Below are 19,036 nucleotides of genomic sequence, written 5' to 3' on the forward strand. Positions count from 1 at the left end.
GGCCAGACAAATACGTTTTCCACCGTTCCCCTCAATCCTTACAGCCGCGGTTCACCCGTCCGTGAGTCAGCCGCGCTGAAGGTATGCCAGCATCTCTGGCGTGGTCAGGAGGACCCGCGGCGATGCAGATTTGCTCTGGATAATGATGCCGTCCAGCTTCTGTCCGGAGTCCAGTAGTTTCGCGACCCATGCGGCCCGCTGTTTGTTCACGTACCCAATTTTCTTCGCTGGACGGCCTATGTAGATGGCGACGGCGTTGGCGTCGTGTTCATTGTCGGGTTCACGTACTGCCTGGATGCGCTGTCCGTTCCGGAACCTGAAGGGCTTGTCCGGGTCCTGGTAAAAGCCCAGGCCAACCAGGCGGAACGCGAAAATCTTGAAATGGCGCAGGGCGAGGATCTTGTAATCGACCAGCTCCCCGTCGGGCAAGGCCAGGTCGAGACCGTTGTTGGAGGCCACCAGCCGCAGAGGCGGCATACCGTCAGAGCCGGCCACCAGTTGGCCCTTGGCAGCTTCCGGCGGAAGATAGCCCGCGCGGTAGCTTTTGACGCTTTGACCGGCGGCTGTCGCCCTGGCTTTCTCTGCCTCGTAGTTGCGCACTGCCGGCGGGTGCGGCGACGGAACCCTTGGTTGTTCACGTACCCGTTCTGCAACCACAGCAGGCGGAGTTGCCCTTTCCGGCGTTCCCGCTGACAGAACGTCATGCTCGGACACCGTCACGGATTTCGCGGGCCCGCCGAAGGCGGCCCTCACCTTGTCCCAAATCCCCATGCGCAGACTGTATCGACTATTGCAACGAATGCCGTGCCCGAACCGCTGGAAGCAGTCCTTTTGCCTAAGTGACGCATCACCACTGTTGGTCAATGGGGAGGTCACGTATTCGCGACAGGCGATTATCCGAGGCTCTCGAACACCATAGTTGCTTGGATGCGGTCACCGCCGGCGAGACCCTTGCTTCCGCTGCTCGCAGTGGTAATCGTGTGGAGCCGATAGCCCTTCGCGGCCTGAGCGTTGATGGTCTTCTCCAACTCAGTCAGGTTACCCGCACCGGTTCCCCACAGTTTTTCTTTCAAAATCACCTGCAGGACGACATAGTGCACGGCACAGCTTCCTTCCATCGCTGGTCAACTGGGAGCAATGCTAATTGATGCTTCACGCTCCCCAGCGGCGGATGGCGACGGCGCGTCGTCAGTTTCCAGCGTGATCAATCATTGACTCCTTCACTGATGCGGCCGACAGGGGGATCTGGTTCAGCATCCCACTCAAGGTACCCGTTGTAACGATCATTCTCGTATACGCCGACGCCTCGGACGTTTCCTGCTTCATTTGCTGCATTAGCGATGGAACGGCTAAGCGCGGTATTTCGGTGAGGCCAACAGACAGCTTGATCACGAGCGGGGTACCTCGTCGCTCTGCTAATGACAGGGGAATATCCATCGTTCGGACAGACCGCTTTTGTGAGGCCTTATCTGCCGTCCTTAATGGACGCTGCTCACCATTGTCCCTGGGTGTTCAAAGCATGCAGGTTGTCCCCAACAGCAGCAAAACGCCTAACGATGGAGGCTGCCCTCCAGTCCCGCCGGCGCAAGCCGGAAGGCACCCGACCGCCGTTCCGGTGGCCAATCTTCCGAAACCAGTGTCGTCTCCGCAGGGGTCTCCAAAAAACCGGACCCGGCCGGACTCTGCATTGGCTCCCAGTGCGGCTCTGCTTCCCAGCGCGTCAACTTCCTCACACCTCTGGCATCCAAGGCGGCCGTCGTGAGGGCGGCTCACGGACAAATCATGTTGCAAGACAAAGCCGCGCTTATGAATGAGCGTGCGTAAAAGAATTTGTTCCGAATGCCGAGAGAGCTTCGAACCGAGTCGCTCTTCTCAACGCTTCTGCTCTATTCGCTGCGCCAACAGACAGCGCGATCGGCGACGTCGGCAGCGGCTCTCCGGATCAACACCGATAGCCTCCGCGGCATCACGTGACGGGTCCGAACTCGCCACGCCCACGCGTCGAGACCGAGCAACAGCCGGAGCGACTCGCGTCCAAGGCCCGAGCAGCAGAGTCGTGGCTTCGCTCCACGCCCAGCTCCGACTTCAAGCCGTAGACATCGAGGGCCTCGAAGCCGAGGCCGCGGAGCAACGGGCCACGGCCCAAGACCTGCGCCGAGAGCTAGGCCGACTCCAAGCCATTCAGAAAACTGATGCCCAGGATCTGGTCCACGTCGCCGGCAAGCTACTGGCCCTCAGTCGGGCCGCCGGCATCGAACTCGACCCCAAGTCCAAGGAGCTGTTCCGCCGCCGCGGATGGAGCAGCACGGCCCAGAGAGGACAACAGCCATGACCATGTCCATCGCCCGTCTGTCCGCCCAGTCTGGCCTGAAGTACCTGTTCAAGACCACCATGATGGATGACCTGAAGATTGCTCCCGTGGATGCCACGAATTACTACCTGAAGTCGGGAACGCCGCCCGGCCGCTGGGTAGGTTCCGGCCTACAAGGAATCAGTCGTGCAACTGGAGACGTCGTCACGGAAACGGACGCCAAAGCCGTCTTCGACGCTGCAGCTCATCCGGACACCGGCACCCCCCTGGGCCGTCCCCACGGCCAGCCGACGCTCGTCCAAAAGAGCGGGGGACGAACCGAAGCGCGTCACGCCGTCGTCGGATTCGACCTCACATTCAGCGTCCCAAAATCCGTCTCGGCCCTCTGGGCTCTCAGCCCACGGAGCATCCAGGGCCAAATCCTCGAAACCCACCACCAAGCCGTCAGCGCCACCCTGCAATGGCTCGAAGCGTCAGTCATCCACACAAGGGCAGGCCGCAACGGCGTCGCTCACATCGGTACCCGGGGGGTGATTGCCGCCGCCTTCGACCACTGGGAATCACGTGCCGGCGATCCTCAACTGCACACCCATTTGGTCATCGCCAACCGAATCCAGCGCATCACCGACGGTGGCTGGGTGACCCTGGATTCTCGGACGCTCTACAAAGCGGCAGTCGCGGCCAGCGAGCACTACAACGGCCTCCTCTTCGACGCCCTGTGCCGGAACCTCGGCACAGAGACGGACTTCCGCAAGCCCGCCGCGAACACACACAATCCCAGCCAGCAACTCGCCGGCGTCGACGATGCGCTGATTCGCGAGTTCTCCAACCGCTCCCGCCTCATCGACCTCGAAACCGACCGCCTCGTTGCCGAATGGACCGCCAGCCAGGGCACTCCCCCATCCGCGACAACCATCATCAAGCTCCGGCAGCAGGCCACCCTTTCAACCCGGACAGCCAAACCGGAAACAGTCGCACCGCTCCACGAACTCTCAGCGCGATGGCAGAAACGAGCAATCAACAAAGGCTTCAGCCCAAGCCATACTCTCGCCGCAACCGTTCGGCGCTCCCACAGAACCCCATTCCGCTCCTGCGACTTCGCTCCATCCTGGATCGACGCCGTCGGGTCGCTGGCACGGGAGCGCGTAGCAATCAAACGCGCCACCTGGAACCGGTGGAACCTCCTCGCGGAAGCCGAACGTGTTTGCGCCGAAATTCGCTGCAAGACAGCGGAGGACCGCAGCTCCATGATCGATGCTGTGGCCACGGCCGCGGAAAACCAGTCCGTGGCGCTCAACGAGCGCCGTTACACCGTCCCGGTCGATGCGCACTCTGATCTTCATTTCGCAGGACATTCGGTCTTCGATTTCCAGGGCTCCCGCCTGTTCACGGATGCAGGAACTCTTGCCGCCGAGGATGCCGTCATGGACGCAAGGAACGACGACCGCGGTCCGGCCGTGTGTGCGGAAGTCACCATGGAATCGCTCGCCAGCTACAAGCACCGTGGGCGTCTTGGACTGCACACGGACCAACGCGCGGCTGCAGCCACTGTCCTGCTCAGCGGCAACCGGCTCGACGCCATCGTCGGCCCTGCTGGAACTGGCAAGACCACCACACTCGGTGCGGTCAAGGCAGCTTGGGAAGCAGAATTCGGCACCGGTACCGTGGTTGGCCTGGCACCGGCAGCAGCAAGCGCCGAGGTTCTGGGGCGAGAGCTTGCAATGACCACTGAGAATGTCGCCAAATGGCTCCATGAGTCCGCCGGCCAGGGAGCCGGCAACCGGGCTGTCCAGTTCTTCGATGTGGAGCGGCGTCTTACTCGTCACCAGGGCGACAGGAACCCCCACACCGTCCGGCTAGCGCAGAAAGCCGCATTGCTCGCTGCCGAACAGGACAGGTGGCGTTTTCATCGGAACCAGCTGGTCGTCGTCGACGAAGCCTCGATGGTGTCTACTCTTCAGCTGGCCGCCTTGGTACAGCAGGCGCGAGACTCCGGGGCGAAGGTCCTGCTGGTGGGCGACCCGGGACAATTGGACGCCATTGATGCCGGCGGTATCCTTGGCTGGCTGGACCGTCAAGGCAAGACGTCCCGGCTGACGACTATTTGGCGGTTCGAGCAGGCCTGGGAGCAAGGTGCATCGCTGATGCTCCGATCGGGAGATTTTTCCGCCGTTGCTGAGTACAACCGTCACGGTCGCCTTCGACACGGCTCGTACCTGGACATGGTTGATCAGGCCTATCTCAATTGGCAGGCGGACATCAAAGCGGGCAAGTCCTCCATTCTCATTGCAGCCGAGAATGACACGGTAAGCATGCTCAATCAGCGTGCCCAGGCTGACCGGGTAATCCAAGGTGACGCAGATGCAGAGCAAGCCGTGCCGATCGGGAATGGATCACATGCAGGCCGCGGTGACGCCGTCATCGCCCGCCAGAATGATCGCACAATCGTGGACAGCAACGGAGACTTCATCCGGAACGGAACAATGCTCGACGTCGTCCGTTCAGACCGGCGCCACGGTTCCCTGACCGCCGTGCGCCGGGACACAGGTGCAACCATTTCCTTGACCCGCGACTACCTCGAGAGTTCAGCTGAGCTGGGATATGCGACAACTGCCCACCGTTCGCAGGGCCTGACGGTGGACACAGGACATACCGTCGTGACGCAGGGTCGTCTCACACGAGAGCTGCTGTATGTGAGCATGACCCGTGGACGCGTGGGAAACCATGCCTATGTCAGCGAGAGCAATCCGCTGGAGGACGAACCTCTGGACCCCGCCATGCAAGCCACATGGCAGCAGATCCTGGGCGAGGTCCTTGCTGCCGAGGGCGCTGAACGGACGGCCCACGAAGTCCGCGACGCGGAAAGGACGAAAGCGGATAGCTTGCAGCGCCTCAGTGCTGAGTTCGACTATCTCGCGCAAATCGCCGCTGCCGAGGACCTGCCGGCATTCCTCGAGACGTACTCCCCCGGCTCAGTGGCTGAGCTGCAGCAGTCTCCATCCTGGGGCGCGACTGTTGTGGCCTGGCGCCGCTCTGTTCAAGTCAGCCGTCCAAGCGCCGAGCGTGTAGTGAAGGTCGCCCTGGGAACCAGCGAATCGGCCAAAGACGTGGCAGCCGTGGTCCATTCCCGGCTCCGGCGTTTCCTGTCCGAGATGCCCAGTATCGAGGAAGATCTGTTGGCGCCTGTGCACACCTCACGCCCTGACCTGACTAACCTGCTCAGCCAGGTCCAAGAGCGGATACAACACAGGACGGATCAGGTCACCAAGGACGCCCTCATGCACGACGCTGAATGGAAACGGAATCTTATGGAGAGTCTGGACGTGGACGTCCGGTCAGATGACGCACTCGACGTCGTAAGCCGAGTCGCGACCTTCAGGGACAGATGGGGCATTGAAGATTCACCGCTTCCTTTGGGACCCGTTCCTGCAGCGCACGAGTGGGAGCAACGGGAGCAACGTGCACACGTTGAACGCTTCATTGGTCAATTGCGTCATCGGTCAGCTGGCCAGCCCCACGGCCAGGTTTGCGTTGGAGAAGCGGTTACACAAGCTGAACGGCTAATGAATGTCGGATGGCAGCTCTAAACTGGACGCGGGGGTAATCAGTGGGTGTGAATCCAGTCCTGAAGCCGAAGCTTGCGACACCCGCACTGATCCTCATCAGTGCGGCCACGCTGATCTGCGTCGTTACTCTTCTAGTGTCTATTGCGGCAACCTGGCCGCCAGAGCGGCCCTCCGTGATGTCGGCTCTTGCACTTCTTCTCGCAGTGATCACTGTTGGTGCAACCTGGCTGACTCGGGTACGTCGGCTGCGTACTTGGACGGCGGCGGCAAGGGAGAGGTGGAAGAACTTCGATGAGGCGAAGCACCTACACGGCACGACGGCGGAGGTCACCGTGCTGAGCGTCGATGCCCTTGAGCCCACAGGATCTTGGATCACCATCAAGTGGAACCGCTTTGACCATATTCAGACAGCCTGGATCGAGGCGTTGAGTGAACCAATATGGCCAGGCTCCGTGCTACTGATCTCGCCAGACGTGGCCCAGGTGAGACCCGGAGCGCCGTGGCCACGCAGTTACTACATTCAGGCTTCCGCTTGTATTGCGTGGGCGCCAAGCACCTCAATGATGACACGGCCTCATTGATCTCCCGTCAAATGCTGCACACAATCTGCCGAAGCCCGCTAGTTCTCGGGCGATAGGCCGCGCTACCTATGTGGGTGGGCATGCCCTGAGAATCTGGCCAGCGGCCGGCCCACCCCCACTTCGGCATCAGGGTGTCCGGGGTGACCCGTACACCCTGCTCACACACGCTAGGGACTTCTCGCCGTGCTACTCGGCAGCGATGATAGGGCGGTCAGTAACCGACTCCAGGAGAGTTGCCGGCTCCGGACGGCCAAACAGCCCGGCTACCGGTGACTGACGCTTCGACAAGGAGTCCTGCCTTCATTAACCAATGAACAGACTCATTGCTAGATCGTTGGTATTTATTTACTTTCGCCTGTGCCGGTACTGCCGCCAATGAATCCCCTCGCCCTCGCCGCTTGCACTATCGGTTGAACAGCTGTATCGCCGAGGGCGCCGCGTAACGCATCGATCAGCTCTTTCACCTGATGAACGATGGAGTAAGTGCTAGGCGAAGAGTTGCGAATGCGTTCCGCGAAGTGTGAAACCACAACCGAGCCATGAGCTGAGAGCGCATCTTCCGGGAAGTGCGGGACGAAGAACCGACTGCCCAGACCGATGCTGTGGTCGCCGAGCAGTTGGATCACCTCAGGAATAGCATCGCCAAGGTAAGGGACGACGTCAGCCCAGGTGGTCAGTTCTTCTACGTCTTGGGTCCTCGGCACGCCGCTCAATCTAGCGGTGAGGTGGTCGCGAAGCCATCGCTTCCACACTTCGGCGCCGTCAATCCCGTCGGCACGGAGGAACCGGGCAACCGCTTGAGCAAACTCCGCTGCGTAGGCCCCGTTGTCGGCGAGCACACTCTGATCGAGCAGTGATTGGCGCGATTCTTGAGTGATGCCAGCGAAAGACACGATTGAGGCGACTAGAGCGAAGAATTGACTGCGGAGATGGGACCCCAGCGGGTCCAGCCGGGACCACTCTGCGATCGTGCTGTCTAGGAGACCGGCCTCGAGCAGTTTGTCGTTGTAGCGGGGGTGATGTAAGTAAGGATTCCAAGCCAACGCCGCAGTCGTGTCTTCGCGGAATAGTGGAAGTACATGCTCGGTGGTGAACGTCGCGTCGGCGGCGAATAAAAAGAATAAGTGGCTCGCCACAGCAGGTCGAGTGGCGTCGAGCGCGTGCGGCGGCCCCTCTAGTAGTTGTGTCAGCGCGTCGCGCTCGTCATCGTTGAGGCCTGACCAGTCATCACGATGTTTTCGCCAGCGCCGATCAACCTCGACCATCCAGTACTGGGCAAGGTCTCCTGGCCAGGAATTGAGGTAGAGCGGTGCCATCCCGTTTGGGTCTACCCCCGAGGAATAGGTGAATGAGTGGCCGCGTTCCTTCCAGAGCTGAAGGGCGATGCGACGCATGGCAGCGAGGGCCGGTGTCTCATCATTCTCGATCTGCTTGCGAACCTGCTCCAGTAGGAAGCGGCTGACTGATCGAGCGAATTCCGGATTTGGGACTACTGTTGCAACTCGTTCGACGATAGCGGTGGCGGTCCCACCCAAGGTCGCCTTTGCCCAGCCGTCGACAGTAGCTCGGCGAAGGTCGTTTGCCAGAGCATCAAGCTCGCTCCAGTCATCCATGAGTGCCCAGAGTTGTTCGCCGAGTTCTGGTCGGGCCTCAGCCACCCTGCTAACGAGAGAAAGAGCGTCGCGCCAGTCCGGTTCGTCGAAGTTCCGTTCCGAGTAGTCCCGAGCGAGGAGGTCTTCGACGGCGGCGGCGGGGTCCGTTTCAAAGGACCTTATGAAGTCTTCCGGTTCCATCGGCAGTTTCCCGCCCCAGGTGCCGCTCGTCGTCCAGCTGTCGAAATCGGGATGCTCACGCGGGGCGAAGTCAGGGTTTGTCGCCTGTACTGCTGCAAGTGCTGTGCCAGCCTCTGACCATCCAGGCGCGATTTGGGCCAGCCATACCAGCAGGTTGTAGATTGCGTATTGCCTGTGCCGATCAATGTCGGGGATGTCTTCGGGGAGGCTTGGCCCTGCCTGCACGGCCGCAAGAAGGTGATCGCGGGCTGCTTTCGATGCTTTTTCAGCCGCCACCTCAAGCACGCGGTAGGTCTCGTGTTTGAGGCCGGTTTCAAAGAGAACAAATCGTTCGAGCAACCAGGAGATCTTCTCATCGGCTGTCCGCGAGGCGTCAATGACGATCAGATGTAGCGCGAGACGACGGAAGAGTGTTCGGCCGAGCGACCACCACCGCTCGGGCAGGTCAGGCCGTGCTGGCAGGGCTTTCTCACCGTATCCCCGTAGTCCATCGATGACTGCGTCGATGGGGTCGCGAAACTGATCTTGCTCGTGTGGTTCGATTGCCGAGCGACTGAAGTTCAGCGGATCCCACACGCGCTGGCCGTGGTAGGCATCGAGCAGGTCGTAAGCGGCACTCAGCGATTCTTCCAACAATGCTTCCAGCTTCAAGTCGCCAGGTGGCGTCACCTCGACGACCTTCAGTACGTGGGCAGTGAGGCTGTCCTCCTCGGTGTTCCAGTGCACTCCGGCGTCGGGAAAAGTTGTGAGATCCTCGGAGTCATCAAAGTGCCATCGTCGTTTGAGGACGAGATAAGCCCTCAGAGCTGCCCGAAGCACCGTTGGGTCCTCTGGAGAGTCTTCTGGCAGGTATGACAGAAGACTCTCGGTGGTAACCGGCGCGGAGTGACCGCGGACTGAGGTCGTGAGGAACGCCTTCCACCGACGCCCGGCCTCAGCATCCAGCTTGCTTAGTTCGCCCGCTGCCCAACCGGCAACACGGAAGAGGCCGTTGCCAAACGCTTGGCCCAACCGCTGCACCGTCTGAAGCGCGGCTCCGTGAAGTTCCGGTAACGCGATGAAGCTGTGGCAGAACCAGTTTCCGAGGATGGTAGCCGCGGCGTCTCCGTCCTGACCATTGAAGATCGCCTTAAACTCCGGCAGACCCTCCGCCCAGTGGAGCCATGCGACTTGTAGACTCGGTTCAACAGCTGTGACCGCCTGGACGAATTCGCGAGCACCGCTAGCTGTCTGAAGTTGATCGACGAGGTAGTCGTAGTCGACTGGGGTGAGCGTTGGGCCGCCCTCAACAACTTCGACAATCCGAGCGCTGTGCTCGGTCTGGCCCATCCGGGCGCGGAGATCCCACGCCTCGAGTGCAGCCACGAGCGCACTGTGATCGTGACCTTGGACTGGGTAACCTATCGGCTGCACTCCGAGCCTGGACCACTTAGAGTGATTGACCTCGTCGGCCTTGGTGAAGGCGTATCGCGGCGTTCCTGATGGCAGCCCAAGCGCGAGATATCGCATGATTGGGTCATCGTGGCTGTATCCGACGAAGAGCACCGTGAATCTCTGAAACATCGGCAGCAGGAACCGGGTAGCCCATGCACCAGTGAGGTACGCCCGACCGAAGTCTCGGTCGGTAAGAACAAGCTCCCTAGGTTCGCGGAGCACCGAACCGTGAAGATGGACTATACCGGTGAAATCTTCACCGAGCGGTAGGGCTGGGCCGATCCACGTGTCGGAAACCTCAATGCCTCCAGCGGTTGCCGCTGACGAAAGGTGGCTATCGAAGTTCGTGGTGACGAGCCGCAACTGTCCGACTGAAGAAGCGATCCGAACGAGCGCTGCGTGGGTGCTGTTCGGGGCGGAGTCCTGACGAGCGATGAGATCGCGGGTGTGTCTGTGCGTGTCGAAGCCCTCCGGCAGCGATCCCAGAAAGAAATCGAGCGCAACTCCCTCGTCGAGGGGTACGCGGGCCATTTCAGCCAACTGGCCAGCCAGCTTGTCGAAGAGCGGAAGACCTGACGGAGCGTCGACCGAAGCCCCCGCGCCAACGAAAAGTACCAAGCGCCCTTCAGATTGTGCGTCGAGAACGGGCTGCGGCAAGTTAACATCGCTCGTTATCCACATTTGGCGTCCCCCCATGTCTATTGCAAGCGACTGCCGCAGTCTACCCGCTCGCTTCGACGATAGGACACATGAGGACCATGCATGTATTTCCGCCGCACGATCGGTTTGGTCCGGCGAAATGGCTCGCGGCCGAGGCAGGCGAGTGATCTGGCCTCCCACAAAGTTGAGGCCAGATCACTCACTTCGCTAGAAGTTGATCTCATTCCGCGCTTTTGCCCCTAAAGGGGGCAAAAACACCGGACCCTTGAGAGAGACGTTGTACGCCGGTCCCTCAGGTTCTGTCGGGGCCGCTTCACGCCCGGTTTGAATCTCCGGAGACGGCGCCGCAGCTGCGGCATGCGACGAACGCTGGTACGCCGCCGTGCCAAACCGCAGATCGGGCCCGATGGTGTCGGCGACAATTCGGCGGGCTTCGCGGCGTTCGCCGTCCTTCTCATACGAACGGAATTCCAACTCACCCGCGACGGTGACCGGGTCACCCTTCTTCAGCGATGTCGCCGCGTTCTCTGCCAGCGCTCGAAACGCCGAGACGTTGTGGAAGACGGGTTCCCCGTCCTGCCATGTGCCGTCCGCCCCCTGGATTCGCTGATTGACAGCGACCCTCAGCTTGGCGTGCGCCACCCCGCTTTCACCAACGGTCAGCTCAGGATCGGCAACTAAGTTGCCCGCGATGTTGATCGGGATCTTCGTACCCATTTACTTCTCCCTTCAGGAGCCAGCGGGACTCTCCCGCCGGACAGATATACGCAGTCAACGTCAGGGTCCAGCCATCACCGGCCCATCGGTCGACGGCGGCCGCCCCACCCCGACGTAAGTCGCCGTAGTGTCCAGCCGCGGGTCCGCCTCGACGACCGTGATTTTTCCGCCGAATCCCCGCGGATGCGTTATTTCGAGAATTCCCTTGCTCGCAGCAGTAACGCGGCCCAGTACCGACTTCGCGATGTCCACGCGGGAGCCAGGAAGCTTGCTGCCCGTCTCTTGGGAGATCACATCCTTCTCCGCGTCGAGGACGGCATCAGCCCAACCAGCCAGGTAGGTGGCCGATTGGGGGCCTCGGTCGATTCCATGGACCTTCAGCACCGTGTACGCCACTGATTCGGCTTCAACTTCGGCCAGTCCACGGTGGTCGGCACTGCTCCCGTAGAGGCGTCCCAGCCTGTCATCGGGCCCATGAAGCAGCACGTGCCCGAGCTCATGTGCGAGGACCGCTGTCCGCTCCTCAGAGCTGAGCCAAGCACCAACCTGTACCCGGTGTTCGGCGAAATCCGTGAAGCCACTGGTCAGCCCATACTGCGCATCCGTGACGTCGACCTTGAATCCATGACTCCTCGCTACAGCTTCCAGAGAACCCCATAGTTCAGCGGCATCAACCCCGGATCCGAGACCCCGCGGCACCAGCAGCGGAGTACCCTGCGTCTGAGACACATCGAAGACTGCCTGGCCGCGCCATCCAGTGATGACCGTCTTCTTTCCTTCGTCGACCGCTCCGCGTGGCAGCTGCCCGTCCATAGGGATGCGCTGCCGCGTACCGTCGGGAAGCGTCACCTGCTGCACTCGCGCCGTGCGTGGAGCGATCACCCAGAGTGCGTGTTCGCCTCTCGTCACCGTACGGCCGTGGCGGGACCACTCCTTATACCCAGCGACAAGCGTGGGTTCCTCGGTGCCGCGTTGGGCCATCTGCATCATGAGCAATGCGACGTTGCCGCCCGAGTATCGCCACAAAGTTGACGAGGCGTTCAGTAGAACCTGCCAGTGCGACGGCGACTCCACAGCCTTCTCCAGGATCTTGTGGAGACCCTCCGTCAAAGTGGAGATGCGCTCTTCCGGTGTCATACGCGTAGTGCCGGACTCCTTGGCGTCAGTCGGGACATCGGCCGTAACGGCGCTCCATGCGTCTTCAGGTTTAGGGGCCACGACAGCCGCCTTCCTTGCTCCTTGGGAATCCGCGGGAACCTCTTTGCGGATACCAATTCATGTCGTCACCTGCGCCAGCAACATGACCTCAGAATTCGTACCCAAGCTGCTGTGACGCCGCCTGCCACTCGCTAAACTCCGGCGTGTCCGTCAGGAGGATTCTCGGCGTCGGGTCCTTATGAGCCTGCAGCCCGACACAACCGGCAGTCCTGGTATGAGTCCGCAGACGTTCGACGGCGTGGGGCAGCCTTTCGTGAAAGGCCAAGGGTCCGAAACCAGAATCGTCGCTGGCGTACGAGGCCAGTTCCGCGCGTTGCAGGGCATAGAGCTCAGCGACGATCTCAGAGTGGCGCCACCAACAATCCGGGATTACCGACGTTGTCAGCTGATAGGTGGCCACCAGCCAGCGGACCCATGCTGCCAGAGCGGTCCACACGCTTCGGGCTTGCTCGCCGGTCAATTCACGCCAACGATATGTCACACCGGCGGTCCGGCCAGGTGGACGCAACGCAGAGCGAAAGAGCTCCGCGGTCAGCTCGTCGTCGTCCCCTCCGACTGAGGGGATCTCAAAGTGTTCGACGTCGTCACTACTGATCATCGTTCACGTCACCTGCCGCTTGCTGTCTCAAGATATGACCGTCTGCCAGGGCCTGTTCGACCTCCCGTTTGGAGCGGCCAAGCTCGGCGGCGTCTTTGCGCTTGTGCCATTCCCGCAGATCCAGGAGGATCGGGCGGCTTCGTCGTCCGAGCATGAGCGCGGTGCCCGCCGGTAGGCGACGGATCTCGTGGAGCGGAAGAACCGGGCTTTCTCGGATCTGCTCCCCGTCCTGACGCCCTTGCGAGGACCAGGACCGGGTGTTGAGGGTGATGCTCCGTTCCCCCAGCAGTCCAGCCAGGGAGCGCAGATCACGTTCGTCGGAGCCGCCGCCGAAGATCACCTTGATGATGGCGGAGTCCCAGATGGTGGCTGCCTCATCGACGGACCAGCCGGTGCGTGCCTGGGAGAGGGACTGCAGGACAACAAGAGTGGAGATCCCGATGCCACCGCCGTCAGAAAGTACGATGGGCAGCCCCGGCCACGGAGCCAGGTTGGCAATCTCGTCAAGGATGAGGGACAGCGGTGGGTCGAGCCTGCCTCCCGGCGCCACAAAGGCCATCTCCCGGGCAGCGTTGTCGATGTCATCGATCAAGGCTGAAAGATATGGCCCCGCCGCTGCGGCTCCCGCCCGGGTGCCGATCAGATAGAGGGTGCCGCGGTCCCGAATGAACTCCTTGGGCTCGAATTCCTCAGATTCGTCCTGGGGATCCAGGGCGGCAAGCACTTTGGGCGACGACAGGGGCGCAACCGCCGCCGAGACGCCGATCCACGAGTTGGAGGTGTTTCTCGGGTCGTCCTCGAGGATACCCATCAGATCTGCCTGCCAGCCCAGCGCTGCTTCTTTACGGCTCAGGATTTCGAGTGCTTCCCGTGCAAGAACCGGGCTGGACGACCAGCGGCGAAACGCGCGGACCCCTTCCCCGGACAAGGCGGCGGCGTGGAGAAGGCACTGCAGGATGATCAGCGAGCGCTTCTGCCATGCGGCGTTCTCGCCTTTCATCTCGGTGTCCGCGGTGATGACGAGGGCGCGGCGGGTGGCGATGTCGGGGTTTTCGCATCCGCGGACAGGTGACCAGCGGAGGGTTGACGGCAACCCGGACATACCCTGCGGGTCGAACACAGTAACTGGCCGGCCACCGGTAGATCGGGCTTTCATGGTCACGGCCAGGTTGTCGGCACGTGTGGACGTTGTCACCACAGCACCCGGCGCATCGAGGATTGCGTTGATGATCACGTAGAGCCCCTTACCTGAGCGGGGAGCACCTTGGATGACCATCGACTCCTCCGTGGAGACATGGATCGTGACACCGCGGGAACGGCCCAGCGTCCAGGCCACGTCCTGAATCCGGGGCTTGGTCAACCCTGGCCTTGTGACCTTTCCTCGTCTCCGAACAGCTCGGCTTCCGAAGTCCTGTTGAATTTCCGCGCGTCGGGCGATTCCTTCGCGGTTGAGAATGTCCAGGCGCAGCCATGCGCCTGATTGCTTCCACCTTCGCCATAGCACCCCACACCCAACGGCGAGCGCGGCCAGGGTGAGAAGCACTGGCCCGACGATCCACCAGATGGTGCCGGTCCCGACGTCGCACTGCTTCGGCTCACGGATGATCCAATCGATTCGGCCGGCAAAGAGCCCGACGACGGCGGCAGGGTTGAACGGCGGCGGCCTACTACCGCCGCAGCGCCAAGACATAGCCAGATTTGCAGCGGCCTGGACCAGGAAGCAGAGACAGATGTAGCCGGCCGCGGAAACGAGTCCGGCGGTGAGCAGAGGATTTTCGGTACCTCGACGGGAACTCATGGGCAGTCCTCAGAGCATCCGGGCGTCGGTGCCGAATACTTTCAACTCATCGGTCGTCACTCGGTTCGCCACGATGAAGGACCGGTTTCCAACCTTCCAGAGTCCAACGCCCTTGGGGAGGTTCTCTACGTGCTCGCATTCAGCCTCAGAAAGTCCAAGTGCTTCCTTGGTCAGACGCATGGCATCGTGCTTTTGCCGGTAGATGATCCTGGTATCTGCTTCAGTAAGCAGGCCGAGGGCTTTCTGTCGGTGACCGCTGGTGCTGTCGCCGATTTCATTGAGGTCAGCCACTTTGTGCATGATGAGCAGGTTCGCGATGCCGTACGTCCGCGCCAGGCGCCACTGTTCGCTCATCTTGGCGAGCATGTAGGGGTCGGCCAGCATGCGCCAGCCTTCGTCGTAGACCACAAGCCGTTTGCCGCCGTCGGGATTGGTGACGGCCGCCTCGAGCCATGTGGCACCGCACGCGGCCGCGAGCGCGAGTGCTTGTTCGGAAGCGCCGATAAGTGCTGACGTGTCCATCACCATCATGGGTGCGTCGGCGTCGAAGGCAACGGTGGAAGGAGCGTCGAACATTCCTTCCAGGTCACCGGAGACCGTGCGCCGGAGAGAGTGTGCAACCGCCAGTCCGCCATCCTTGCCAACCAGCCCGACTGTTTCCTTGGACGGATTCAGGAGGTGGTCAAGCACCATCGGCAACGTCGGGTTCGAGTTCTCGGCAACGGTCTCTGTCAGTGCCATGTCCAAGGCCGTGTGCTCCACGGGCCGTAACGGCATGCCCTGCCGCATCAGAGAGACCAGCGCCACGAGCAGGTAGCGACGGCGTTGACGCACCACAGCCTGCCACTGGGCCTCGCTCAGGGCACTTGAGCGCGGACCGGCGTCGAGCGGGTTGACGCGGGCCGGCCGGCCTGGACCGACTGAAATGACCTTGCCGCCGACCGCGTTGGCAACTGCGACCCATTCGCCCTTGGGGTCTGATGCGACGGCGGCTTTCCGCCCAAGGGTTATGGACCTGGCAACCAAGGACTTTCCGCACATTGACTTCCCGGTCCCGACGGTTCCTATGACGACGATCGAGGGGCCACTGATGACGCCCTTGTCATAGAGAATCCATGGGTCGTAGGAAAACGCCCCCGACCCGAAGACGTCCGTACCGATGTAGGTACCCTCGTGGCCCAGTCCTGATTCGGTGATAAACGGGTAGGCCGCTGCGAAAGTCATCGTGGACGCGCGGTGGGGTGCAGGGCGCAGGCGGTGAGGACCGCGGAGGGACTTCGGTTCTCGGCTCCCCCAGTCGCCGCCGCGCTCAGTCTTATCCAGCCGGGCGCCAAGCTTCTCGCTGAGGTTCTGAATCAGGGACCCGGAGACCGGGCTTGCGTTGGCGTCCTTTAGCCGTGGTCCCTTCTGCCGCCGCTTCGCGCCCGATGGCATGTACTGAACAGCCTGCGTTGCGCGCTTCACCGTAGCCCCCGCCCGAACGGGAGCCCCCCGGCCACGAACGCTGCCCACTGCTGGCCAGCCAGCAGCCGCAATTCAACGAAGGCGCCCGCGGCGGCCGACTCCAGTTCTTGCCTGTACCGGGCCAGATCTTCGATCGTCGATCCGGTGATCGTCACGTAAGCGGCTGGCCGCACATCCCCGTGGCCCGCCACGATCTCTTCTTCGCGCTGTGCGACTTCTTCCTCCTCCGCCTTCTGCTCGCGGGTAAGTGGTCTGTCGAAGCGCGTGTTGATCCGTCTCCGGGTCTCATGGGCCTCCTGGGCAGAACGAATGTCGCGGAGTGCTTCAGTTGTCGGCACAGTCCGGATCACCTGGGTCACCGTGTGGCGGAATTCACCGACGTAGATAAGGGGGTGGAGAAAGCCCGGGAAGACCTTCTGCCGCGGCCATTCGGCTATCCAGAACGTTTGGTGAAAGCCGGTGTCCGTCCGCACATACGTCCAGTGCTCCTCGACCGCCATGGGCGCAGCGAGGACGCTGGAAGTGGGCTCCGGCTGGTTCTGCCCCTCCGGTTCCGTTAGTACGCCGGCTTGTTGCCTGCCCGTGGTTGCTGCGGATGCTGGATCAAAGGCAGCCCGAACGATGTTGAGAAGGCCTGCCTCCGGCAGCCACTGGTCGACGCTGACGCTGTGTGTTCCTAAGGCGGTAGTCATAGCCTCGACTTCCAGCCGGAGTACCCGTTCGACGCCGAGGACTCCCCCGCCTGCCTCCCGTATCCGACGTCGGGCCTTGGCAATGTCCAGAACCAGAGTTAGCAACAACTCGTGACTCATGGCGGAACCAGCGGCAGCAATCAAGTCCTCGTAAGAGCGCTCGCCCCAGGTGCGTTCGTCGGAGTCACCGGTTTGCCGGCGGACTGTGCCTTCGTAGAAGTCACGAAGGGCCGAGGAGGGATACGGGACCGTGTAGTCCTGAACGGCGATCCTGGCCACGCAGCCCCGCTGGGCCAATCCTGCCTGTACCCTGGACCACGCCTGCACGGCCCAGGCTTTATCGTCGCCGTCCATGAGTGCGAACGACTTGGTGCTGCAGCGCAGTACGGCTATTGCCTCTTTGCCGCGGGAGTCCACTACGAACGACTCCCCGCGGGAAGCGCGGCGCAGCTCCAGGTTCCCCAACCCGCCCGGAAGCGCCAGCCGCCCAGCAAGGACAGGCCGCTCCGGCCGCATCAGGTAGCGGGTCTGTTTTGCGGCCAACCTGTAGAAGAACAGCACGGCATGGCTGATCCACACTGGGTAGGGAATCCGTGAGTACTGCAGCAATCCGAGCAGTATCAGAACTAGCCATAGCGGCCCGGCCGTGAAAAGGCCAACGGGTCCGCGCACTGCCGAAGCCACACAGCCCACGAGAACACCGGCCGCGAGCAGGAGCAGTTGGTACCATTTCAGGCCCATGAACAGGCCTCGGCGCTCGTACCGGGGGAACTTGACGGGTTCAAGAGTTCGAGAGTTTTCAGACATGGGTATCACTGTCAATCGGAGGCTTGGCCGTGGTTGGGGGGCGGATGGGAGAAGGCGGCGCAGCCGCATCCGGAGAAGCAGTGGCAGCGGTGGGCGCCTTCGAAGGCGGGGACTGCGGCCCTTCCCTTATGGCGCTTGGCGGCGTTCCATTGCCGGACGCTCCCGGGTTCCAGTCCGGCTCACTGACGCCGCGTCGCGCTCGCGGAAACGATGCACCCTGACCCGACGTACCGCCGCCGAGCATTAGAGCCGTGGTGTTCCCGCCGGAAGTGCGGGACGGCGTAGTGCCCATCAGTTGTTCCGGCAACGGCACCCTCGGCGGCAGCGCCCGAGTTGGAAACTGAGGCCGGCTCGACTGAACCGGCCGATTTGCGGCCGAGCGGCTGGCCAAGGCAGCCAGCGTCAAGTGTCCGCCCGTTTGGCGGGTGATCTGCCTGGCAGCAAAACCGGAGCTTCGGGAAAGGACATGCCCGCCGCCAGCGGTTTGGGCGGCAGCGGCCAGCTCGCCACCAGCGAAACTAACGAGTCGCAATGCCATCAATGGTGCGCCACAGGCCAGTGCCATGCCTACGACGCCGGCAGCGAGTCCGGCGAACGACTTGGAGTCGGCGAAAAGCTTGATGGCCACGGCAAGCACCGTCGCGGCGAGCGGTTTGGCGATAAGCAAAGCCACCACAATCTCGCCCCACCGCCGCGCCCACGATTGCGTCTTCTCCCAGGGCATCAGCATGAGAGCCACGGGTGCGACGGCGGCGAGCAAGATGAGGGCGAAAGACCGAAAGATCATCGAGCACATCAGGATGAAGGCCAGAATCCAGACAACGATAACGGCCATCGCCGTCACGACTACGGCACCCCCTGCGCCCCCACTTGTCCCGGGAGCCAACGAGACAACATTCCAGTCTCTGCCCGAGTCTGCCGGCGCCTTCTCGAAGCCGAAGAGCCGCATGAACAGGACATAGGGGTCCGTAGCCAGGGAGTCCAGAAGCGCTGTTGCGGCCAAATCCCCAACCTTCGTGAGCTCCCGGACCAGGTAGACAGCACCGGCCACCATCGGAACCGCGGCGGCACCGCCAACCAACGCACGGATCAGGCGGCGGGGCTGCTGGCTGATCAGTCCGGACAACAACTGGAGGATCATGGCAATGACGAGCGGTGTCATCATGACGACGACCCACCAGTTCGTCAGCCCCTTGACGGAGTCCCACTGGGAATCGTCAATGTCAGACGCGCCAAACGCACCCGTGATGAAGGACCATATCCAGGAAGCGACGTTTTCGAGAAGGTCGGCGAAGAACGCCGTGATGGAACTCTGGACACCGTCGTTCGCCTGCGAGACGAGACCGCAGCCGGGCGGCCACCATCCGTTCAGATCGCACTCAACCGGCATGACCGAT

Annotated in this window: 10 protein-coding genes; 1 reads left to right on the forward strand and 9 read right to left on the reverse strand. The window is 62.0% G+C overall.

Annotation, left to right across the window (positions count from 1 at the left end; genetic code table 11):
* Window positions 1-66: 66 nt before the first annotated feature.
* Window positions 67-600: an HIRAN domain-containing protein gene (locus BWQ92_RS01260; RefSeq protein WP_076797878.1), complete on the reverse strand. Its 534-nt coding sequence runs from the start codon at window positions 598-600 to the stop codon at window positions 67-69.
* 293 nt (window positions 601-893) lie between these two features.
* Window positions 894-1,100, reverse strand: a complete 207-nt coding sequence (locus BWQ92_RS01265; RefSeq protein ID WP_236783076.1) for a DUF4177 domain-containing protein — start codon at window positions 1,098-1,100, stop codon at window positions 894-896.
* Window positions 1,101-2,295: 1,195 nt separating this feature from the next.
* Between BWQ92_RS01265 and mobF the strand changes: the two genes are divergently transcribed.
* A complete protein-coding gene (mobF, locus tag BWQ92_RS01275) occupies window positions 2,296-5,898 on the forward strand; it encodes a MobF family relaxase (protein ID WP_083706193.1) in 3,603 nt (1,200 codons plus the stop codon).
* A gap of 901 nt (window positions 5,899-6,799) precedes the next feature.
* Here mobF and BWQ92_RS01280 read toward each other — a convergent pair.
* From BWQ92_RS01280 to BWQ92_RS01315, 7 genes are all read right to left on the reverse strand, one after another.
* Entirely contained in the window at window positions 6,800-10,366 is a 3,567-nt protein-coding gene (locus BWQ92_RS01280) for an SIR2 family protein (protein WP_076797882.1), read from the reverse strand.
* A 186-nt stretch (window positions 10,367-10,552) separates the two neighbouring features.
* Complete coding sequence (locus tag BWQ92_RS01285) at window positions 10,553-11,062, reverse strand: single-stranded DNA-binding protein (RefSeq protein WP_076797883.1); 510 nt, start codon at window positions 11,060-11,062, stop codon at window positions 10,553-10,555.
* A 60-nt stretch (window positions 11,063-11,122) separates the two neighbouring features.
* Window positions 11,123-12,280 carry an ArdC-like ssDNA-binding domain-containing protein gene (locus tag BWQ92_RS01290; RefSeq protein WP_076797884.1) on the reverse strand — a complete coding sequence of 386 codons (1,158 nt, stop codon included), beginning with the start codon at window positions 12,278-12,280 and terminating at the stop codon, window positions 11,123-11,125.
* A gap of 587 nt (window positions 12,281-12,867) precedes the next feature.
* Window positions 12,868-14,676: a type IV secretory system conjugative DNA transfer family protein gene (locus BWQ92_RS01300; protein ID WP_076797886.1), complete on the reverse strand. Its 1,809-nt coding sequence runs from the start codon at window positions 14,674-14,676 to the stop codon at window positions 12,868-12,870.
* A 9-nt stretch (window positions 14,677-14,685) separates the two neighbouring features.
* On the reverse strand, window positions 14,686-16,110 hold the full coding sequence (locus tag BWQ92_RS01305; RefSeq protein WP_076797887.1) for a hypothetical protein: 1,425 nt from the start codon (window positions 16,108-16,110) through the stop codon (window positions 14,686-14,688).
* 26 nt (window positions 16,111-16,136) lie between these two features.
* Window positions 16,137-17,639 carry an SCO6880 family protein gene (locus BWQ92_RS01310; protein WP_076797888.1) on the reverse strand — a complete coding sequence of 501 codons (1,503 nt, stop codon included), beginning with the start codon at window positions 17,637-17,639 and terminating at the stop codon, window positions 16,137-16,139.
* Window positions 17,632-19,029: a hypothetical protein gene (locus BWQ92_RS01315; protein ID WP_076797889.1), complete on the reverse strand. Its 1,398-nt coding sequence runs from the start codon at window positions 19,027-19,029 to the stop codon at window positions 17,632-17,634. The genes BWQ92_RS01310 and BWQ92_RS01315 overlap by 8 nt, the downstream gene beginning before the upstream one ends.
* Window positions 19,030-19,036: the final 7 nt, after the last annotated feature.

It is taken from the genome of Arthrobacter sp. QXT-31 (assembly GCF_001969265.1).
Taxonomy (GTDB): Bacteria; Actinomycetota; Actinomycetes; order Actinomycetales; family Micrococcaceae; genus Arthrobacter.